Source organism: Salegentibacter sp. (genome assembly GCF_041642575.1).
Lineage (GTDB): Bacteria > Bacteroidota > Bacteroidia > Flavobacteriales > Flavobacteriaceae > Salegentibacter.
This window is the reverse complement of sequence record NZ_JBEPWD010000102.1, coordinates 1-6300: the sequence shown is the minus strand read 5'-3', so window position 1 is coordinate 6300 and position 6300 is coordinate 1. Positions and strand designations below refer to the sequence as shown.

Genomic DNA, 6300 nt, shown 5'->3' with positions numbered 1-6300 from the left:
CGGCTTGGAATCATATTACGTAACATAGATATAATCATGTTACTAAATGCCATAACCGCAACAACCGCAATTGCCATAACCACAGCTGGTTCCAACTGTACGGTGATCGCAAGTGCCGAACAAATACCCAGTACCTGCACGGTAATTGGGTTATTATCATCTAATGGATCAGACAATAACTTCCTGTTCGCCTTCGATAGAAAATGCTCTCTCTCTTCTGAATTAGACATGAAGAGAATCATTTCTTTTTTCTTTGCTTCCTTTTCTTCGGAAGTATATTTTTTCTCGTTAGCCATAATTATTGAATTGCTACTTTAATATCCTTCTCCTTTTCAAAATAAGGTAGATAACGACTAAGTCTTTCATAAATCATATCTGAAACCCCATCGGCCGTAATAGTCGCTCCGGAAATCGAATCGACCCTGTTATCATCCTTATCAGAAACATCTATACTACCTTTGACTACGGAAACTCCAACCAGATTTCCGCTTTGGTCAAAAATTTTCTCATCCACGAATCTGTCCTTAAAATATTGCTTGGTAATCTCGGCTCCCAGCCCGGGAGTTTCAGCAAGGTGGTCAAAAGTGGCACCTGCAATAGTGTTCACATCATCCCGTAAAGAAATATATCCGAATATCGCATTCCATAATCCGTTTCCTCTAAGAGGAATAATATAGAATTTTTCTCCATCCACATCAGCGATATATAGAGGAAAAACCTGATCTGATCCCGGTTTCTTTAGCTCTTTCGCCAAATCTACCTGGAAAGCATCTACTTCCTCATCTACAGATCCATCTTCACGAAGACTAATCTCTTCGGTAATGTATTGATCGTAAAGCTCTTCTGCTCCTGCCCTATCGGTTTCGATACCAATAGTTGCAAGAATATTCTGCATCTTTTCCTGTCTAACATTTTCCCTTTGCGTAGGCTGCAGGGAAGTAGAGGTAAAGGATAACACAGTTGCTACTACTATTACCATAATAATAGCGAACATAAAGGTATATCCGTTACTGTTAGTTTTATTTACTGATTTCTCTTCCATAACTAAACTGCTGTTTTAACCTGCCCGGTGGCAGTTTTAATTCTTTTTCGTCTACGTTTAATGTTAGCCTCAATCACATAATGATCTATGGTTGGTGCAAACACATTCATCAACAGAATTGCCAGCATCACTCCTTCGGGATAAGCGGGGTTAAACACCCTGATCATTATCGAGAAGAAACCGATTAGGAATCCGTAGATCCACATTCCCTTCAAGGTTTGTGAAGCAGATACCGGATCGGTAGCCATAAACACAATTCCGAAAGCCAAACCTCCAATTAGCAGGTGATTTACCCAGTTGAAGTTCGTCAAATCATTTCCTTCAACTCCCAGAGATGGCAAGGCATTAAATATTAAAGCCATTACTGCAGCTCCTATAAACCCGCTCAGAATAATCCTCCAGTTTCCAACCTTTGTTAGAATTAAGAGAAGTGCTCCGGCAAGAACAAACAATGTTGAAGTCTCTGCAACCGATCCCGGTATAACGCCGTAAAACATATCCCACATACTATAAGAAACATTATCTCCGGCAGCAAGAGAACCAAGAATTGTTTCCCCTGAAACAGCTTCTACATTACTTGCCTCGCTAACCCAAACCTGGTTTCCAGACATATAGGTAGGGTATGCAAAGAATGCAAATGCTCTTGCCGTTAAAGCAGGGTTCAGGATATTCATCCCTGTACCTCCAAAGGCCTCTTTACCAATCAATACTGCAAATACCACTGAAAGAGCCAACATCCAAAGCGGAAGATCAATTGGCATAATCATAGGAATAAGCAAACCGGTTACCAGGTAACCTTCGTTAACTTCGTGCCCTCTAAAGATGGCAAAGGCGAATTCAATTCCAAGTCCTACTGCATAGGAAACCACTATCATTGGTACGATCTTTAAGGCTCCGTGACCTAAAGCTTCCCAAAAAGTAAAGGCTTCGCCTAACTGACTATAATATTGGTATCCTGCATTCCACATCCCGAAGAGAAGCGCTGGAATCAAAGCGATAACCACAGTGATCATCACTCTTTTTAAATCTACCGCATCTCTTATGTGAGCCCCCTTCTGGGTAGTATGATTTGGTGTAAAAAGGAAAGTATCAATCGCATTCACAGCGGGTGAATACTTCTCAAATTTCTTACCCTTACCAAATGGCTCTCTAATTTTATCTAATCTTTGTCTAATCCATTCCATAGTTTTCATGCTTTTTAACCTACTTCAGTAACCATTAGATCCAGGCCTAAACGAATAACTTCCTGAATTTCGATTTTCGAGGTGTTTACATATTCTACCAAAGCGAAATCTTCAGGAGCGACTTCGTAGATCCCAAGGTTCTCCATTTTCTCAATATCTCCTGCCATACAGGCTTTAATAAGCTGCATAGGAAAAATCTCCATTGGCATAACCTCCTCCATTTCACCAGTAACTACTAAAGCCCGTTCTTCCCCATTGAGATTAGTATTAGGCTTAAATTTACGGTTAGGAAACAAAAACGAAAGAGATGTTCTGGAATTTGAGTGAATATTATTATAGGTAAAAGGCAACCAACCCAATGGTCTGTATTGATTTCCTTCTGGAATAAGCGTTATTTCGTTATCCAGAAAACTAATGTACTGGTTATTTGAAAGCTTGGTTCCTGTCAATACGTTACCTGAAATTATACGAATATCATCACTAACCTCTCCAATAAAATCAGAAACATTTGCCCCGATTTTTGCGCTGTAGTATTTGCGATCCTTTGCTTCACTACCGGTTAGTGCAATGGTACGATCTGCCTGGTAACGCCCGGTTAAAAAAAGCTTGCCAATTATAGCAACATCTTCAGGATTAAGAGTCCAAACCCGATCTCCCTGAACTATAGGATCGATCTTGTGAATTTGAATTCCAACATTCCCTGCAGGGTGTGGCCCGCTTACATTATGAAGCTCAGCACCTTTTATCCCTTTTAGGGCTCCTGCTGAAGAATCGTCTAATGAAAGATGAACTTTTCCTGAAGTTAGTTTTTGAAGTGCGTTAATTCCTTCCTGGAATTCCGCTTGCTTATCTTTCAAAATAAAGCCCCAGTCCGGAGCCAGAGGCGCAGTACTTACTGCCGAAATAAAAATAGCTTTAGGGCTATCCTTTGGATCGGCGATGATATCGTAAGGCCTTTGGTTGATAAAAGCACCGCAGCCACTTTCAAGAATTCTGGTTTTTACAGCTTCAGCATCAGCTGAAGATGCGTCCAATTTCCCAAATTCCCTGTAAGCATCTTCGGGATCTGCTTCTATAATAATTTCCATTATGCGGCGTTTAGCACCACGCTTAATTTCCTTAAGCGTCCCGCTAACGGGACTGGTAAAACGCACCTCATCGGTGTATTTTGAATAGAAGAGCTCATCACCGGCTAGCAGTCTTTCACCTTCCTTTACAACCATTTTGGGTATTACAGTATGGAAATCTGGCGGTTTAATGGCATAGGTCTTAGACCTTGGAGCCTTTACCAGCTCCTTATCCGCTTCCCCTTCTAATCGTAGAGATAATCCTCTTTTAATTCGAATGTCTTTTGACATAGGATGGAGTGTATGTTAAAATAATTTTTTTTAAGTCAGGCAAATTTAGGAATTTTAAACCCACATATCCCAATAAAAATAAGAATTTTCGGACTTTAAATCTGTTAAATCGAAATGTTAAAAAGTTCGGTATGAGAATTGTAATTATCTTTGAATATAATTCTTTACAATGAAAATGATCCTCGTCATAATTTCCTTTCTTTTTACAGGTTTTTGCCTTCAGGGACAAAGTGAACAGGAAATTCTCCCGCCAAATTATATTTACACTATAGATTTTGAAGGAAGCTCCGGTCAAACAGGAAATCCGGTTCTAAGACAGGGAGAGAAACTCAAATTGAGTTTTGATGATATTATAGGAGATGAAGCCGATTATTATTACACAATCGAGCATTACAATTACGATTGGACCCCTTCCAAGTTATCAAAATCAGAATATATGGAAGGTTTTGATGATGTAAGGATCTTCAATTATAAAAACTCCTATAATACACTTCAGGGATATTCGCATTACGAATTGGAATTCCCCAATTCAGATACCCGCGGACTAAAAGTTTCAGGCAACTATATGCTGAAAATTTTCAATTCAGAAAAAGAAGCGGTTTTTTCAAGAAAATTTATGGTTTACGAACCTTTAGCGAAAGTTTCGGTAAATATCAGGCGTTCTCGTGCCCTGGAATTTATCAGTGAAAAGCAAGTGATAAATTTTTCAGTAGACTCACCCGATCTCATTCTAAAGAATCCCGATGAAACTGTAAATGTTCTGCTGATGCAGAATCAGAATTTGAAAACGGCAATTAAAAATATTAAGCCACAATATAGCATTGGCAACGAATTGATTTATCGTTACGACCAGGAAACGGCCTTTTTTGGAGGGAATGAGTATCTCCAGTTCGATAACAAGGACCTGCGTGCAAGTACTGTAGATATAAATTATATTGAGTTAAACGATCTTTATCATCATCACTTATTTCCCGACCGAGCAAGAGCGAATGAACCTTACACCTATCAGCCCGACATTAACGGCGGTTTCGTAGTAAGAAGTTTACAGGGAAGAGAACCTGAAACAGAAGCTGAGTATTCCTGGGTTCATTTTAAACTTCGGAATTACAGTCAACTTGATGGCGGGGAAATTCATATTTATGGTGGTTTCAATAATTTTCAAATCGATGAGACCACAAGATTAAGGTTTAATGAAGAAACCGAAATGTACGAGGGAGCCAGACTTTTTAAGCAAGGTTTTTACAACTACAAGTATGTCTTGAAAAATCAGGACGGCAGTATTGACGAAGGGTTTTTCAGCGGTAATTTTGATGAAACTGAAAATGATTACCAGGTGTTGGTTTACTATAGAAGTCCGGGAGCCAGATACGACAGGCTTATAGGGATTGGTAGTGCCAGCTCCACTAATATCACCAACTAACCACCTTCCTGTAGCATGGAAAAAGAAAGAAGTCAACTGAAGTATCGCGGAGAACGATGTCTTAACTGTCATCACGAACTGGATAAAAGCGACAAATATTGTCCCGCGTGTGGTCAACTAAATAGTACAAAAAAATTAGCCTTCGACGACTTCTTTAATGAATTCTTCGCGGGTATCTTGGCTTACGATTCCAGGTTTCGCCGTACCATGAAAGCTTTATTATTCAACCCGGGCAAGATTTCTAAAGATTACATTTCAGGAAAACGAATGCGTTATGCTAATCCTTTCAGGTTTTATCTTAGCGCATCCATTATATTCTTTATTATCTGGGGTTTCCTGAATAGTTTTGAGTTACAGCCAGTTCCTTCAAACCTGAATGAAGAGGAGATCGCACTTGCTCAAGAGACTGCTGATTCTTTGGATATTCCAAATCCTGAAATAGCAGGCCGGGAGTTTAACCTGGACTCCCTTATTAGAACGCAACAGGCTAAGGACAGAGTTAGTTATGAGAAAATCTATCAGGATTGGGAGGCCCTGGACAGCCTAAGTTTTATTGAAGCCAGCACGAACCAATTTAATATTTATTCAAAGTACTATAAAGAAACCGAAATACTCTCGGCACAACAGGCTTTAGACAGCCTTCGCCACCCTCACAGCAATTATAATCACTGGATCTATAAAAAAGCCACTGACTGGAATATCCTAAAAAGTAACCCTCAACTTTTCCTCAATTATTTTATCAATAAATTACCCTTCATCATCTTTTTCTACCTGCCGGTTTTTGCGTTTTTCATCTGGATTCTTTATTTACGCCGTCCTTTTAATTACATGGAACATCTCATCTTCACCTTTCATGTACAAACTACTTTTTTTGTAATTTATGGTATCGCACTTCTGGCAGATTATTTATTTGAAAGCGACCTGGGAATCACCCTAGCAACCATAATTTTCATCTTTTATCTCTTCATGGCAATGCGTAAATTTTATGGACAAAGTCGTGTTAAAACCTTTGTAAAATTCATGCTGCTCAATATTATATTTTTTACCTTAGCAGTTATTGCAGGAATAATTTCCATAATAGCGTCATTCGCGATATATTGATATGATTCAACAAGTTACAAGAGGTATTAAGATTTCGGTTGAGACCAGTTTTGAAGGTTCTGTCTTCAGAAGCTACAGGAAATTATTTGCCTTTGCGTACCGAATTACTATCGAAAATCAAAGTAATGATTCCGTGCAATTAACTTCCCGATTCTGGAAGATAAAAGATGCCTTAAATAATACTGAAATTGTGAA

7 protein-coding genes are annotated in these 6300 nt (G+C 39.0%); 3 read left to right on the top strand and 4 right to left on the bottom strand.

What is annotated here, in order from left to right:
* From ACESK1_RS11430 to ACESK1_RS11415, 4 genes are all read right to left on the bottom strand, one after another.
* Positions 1-296 (bottom strand): Rnf-Nqr domain containing protein (locus ACESK1_RS11430; RefSeq protein ID WP_372920310.1); only part of this gene is annotated, 296 nt, incomplete at its 3' end.
* Between the two features lie 2 nt (positions 297-298).
* The gene (locus ACESK1_RS11425) at positions 299-1042 is read right to left on the bottom strand and encodes a Na(+)-translocating NADH-quinone reductase subunit C (RefSeq protein WP_372920309.1); all 744 of its coding nucleotides are present in this window, start codon (positions 1040-1042) and stop codon (positions 299-301) included.
* A 2-nt stretch (positions 1043-1044) separates the two neighbouring features.
* A complete protein-coding gene (locus ACESK1_RS11420) occupies positions 1045-2226 on the bottom strand; it encodes an NADH:ubiquinone reductase (Na(+)-transporting) subunit B (protein WP_372920308.1) in 1182 nt (393 codons plus the stop codon).
* Positions 2227-2240: 14 nt separating this feature from the next.
* Positions 2241-3584, bottom strand: a complete 1344-nt coding sequence (locus ACESK1_RS11415) for a Na(+)-translocating NADH-quinone reductase subunit A (protein ID WP_372920307.1) — start codon at positions 3582-3584, stop codon at positions 2241-2243.
* A 169-nt stretch (positions 3585-3753) separates the two neighbouring features.
* On the opposite strand from ACESK1_RS11415, the gene ACESK1_RS11410 reads away from it, so the two are divergent.
* The 3 genes from ACESK1_RS11410 to ACESK1_RS11400 form a co-directional block, all read left to right on the top strand.
* On the top strand, positions 3754-5004 hold the full coding sequence (locus tag ACESK1_RS11410; RefSeq protein ID WP_372920306.1) for a DUF5103 domain-containing protein: 1251 nt from the start codon (positions 3754-3756) through the stop codon (positions 5002-5004).
* Between the two features lie 15 nt (positions 5005-5019).
* Complete coding sequence (locus tag ACESK1_RS11405; RefSeq protein WP_372920305.1) at positions 5020-6105, top strand: DUF3667 domain-containing protein; 1086 nt, start codon at positions 5020-5022, stop codon at positions 6103-6105.
* A 1-nt stretch (position 6106) separates the two neighbouring features.
* A partial coding sequence (locus ACESK1_RS11400; RefSeq protein ID WP_372920304.1) for an ApaG domain occupies positions 6107-6300 on the top strand: 194 nt, incomplete at its 3' end.